General features: G+C 76.7%; 2 protein-coding genes and 1 pseudogene. 1 reads left to right on the plus strand and 2 read right to left on the minus strand.

Annotated features, from left to right (window positions below):
- A pseudogene (locus B7767_RS48795) lies at positions 1–237 on the plus strand (hypothetical protein); the annotation flags it as partial.
- On the opposite strand, the gene B7767_RS38600 reads toward B7767_RS48795, so the two are convergent.
- Positions 238–864, minus strand: coding sequence for a DedA family protein (locus tag B7767_RS38600; protein WP_085576038.1), 627 nt, complete (start codon positions 862–864; stop codon positions 238–240).
- The coding region (locus B7767_RS38605; RefSeq protein ID WP_085576036.1) for an MBL fold metallo-hydrolase at positions 864–1,558 on the minus strand (695 nt) is incomplete at its 5' end. The genes B7767_RS38600 and B7767_RS38605, both read right to left, overlap by 1 nt.

Below are 1,558 nucleotides of genomic sequence, written 5' to 3' on the forward strand. Positions count from 1 at the left end.
GGCCCCGCCCCCGCCACCGGCCGCATCCCGCCCGCTCGCCGAACGCCGCTTGTGGCCCCGCGCCTTCCACGACCGGCTGACGTCCCCGCTGCCCGGCCCGAGGGCCCTCGCCCGCTTCGCCCGTGAGGGCGCCGTACGCCCCGCCCCGGACGGTCCCGCCGACATCCCCCCGTGTCCCACACCCCCGGTCCGCCGCTCCGCGTCGACACCCGCACGGCCGCCGTCACCGGGACCGGCTCACCCCGCCGCCGTCCCCCGCACCCGTCGCCACAGGCCCGGGGCCACACTGATCAGCACCGTCAGCACGATCGCCGCGAGGACGCCCTGCCACGGCTGGTCGAACAGCGAACCGCCGAGCACCCCGATCAGCTGGTACGTCGCCGCCCAGGCCAGACAGGCCGGCAGATTGCCCCGCACGAAGCGCCGCATCGGCCACTTCGCGACCAGACAGGCCAGCATCACCGGCAGTCGCCCGGCCGGGACCAGCCGGGACAGCACCAGCACCGCCACCCCGTGGTCGGCGAGCTTCCGCTGTGCCTGCGCCAGCCGGTCCTCCGGGGCACGCTCCCGGATCGCCTCCAGCCAGCGGGAGCCGTTCTTCGACTTCATCCCGCGCCGCCCCAGCCAGTACAGCGCGGTGTCCCCGAGGAACGCCGCCAGGGACGCCGTCACGAACACCAGCGCCATCGAGAACGGCGCCGCCCGGTGGAAGGCGACCACGGCCGCCGAACTGACCAGCGCTCCCGTCGGCACCACCGGCACCAGCGCGCCGATCAGCACCAGCAGGAACAGCGAGGGGTAGCCGACGGCCTGCTGGGTGAACTCGGGTGCCACGGCCGGCAGGGCGGGGGCGGCGGGAAGGATCACCGCGCGACCTCCAGGCGCACGCGCTCCCCGTGCTCCAGCCGGTGCACCGACGCGCCGGGCGCGTGCCGGGCCGCCTGCCGCTCGAACTCGTGCCCCGGCGCGTGGAACTCGTGCGGGCGCACGGCGTCCATTCCGATCGGCCAGTACGTGCCGTAGTGCACCGGCACCGCGCTGGACGCCCCCAGCCGGGCCAGTGCCTCGGCCGCGCGCCCCGCGTCCAGATGGCCCTCGCCCAGGTACGGACCCCAGCCGCCCACCGGGAGCAGCGCCACGTCGACCGGCCCGACCTCCTTGGCCATCTCGTCGAACAGACCGGTGTCCCCGGCGAAGTACGTCCGCGCCTCGCCCTCCAGGACGTAGCCGAGGGCGGGGGAGCGGTGCGGCCCGACCGGCAGCCGCCGCCCGTCGTGCCGCGCGGGCACGGCCCGTACGACCAGTCCGCCGACCCTCGTCACATCGCCGGGCGCCACCTCGCTCACCCCGAGATGCGTGAGCCGGCGCAGCCCCGGTACCGCGCGTGGTGCGCCCCGGGGCACGAGCAGGCGCGTACCCGGGGCGAGCCGGGCCAGCGACGGTATGTGCAGATGGTCGGCGTGCAGATGGGAGACCAGGGCCACGTCCGCGTGCCGGGCCTCGGCCGGCGGCACCGCGCCGCGCCGGCGCCGCAGATGCGCGAGCCGGCGGGCGGAAC

This window comes from Streptomyces sp. 13-12-16 (genome assembly GCF_002114215.1).
Taxonomy (GTDB): domain Bacteria; phylum Actinomycetota; class Actinomycetes; order Streptomycetales; family Streptomycetaceae; genus Streptomyces.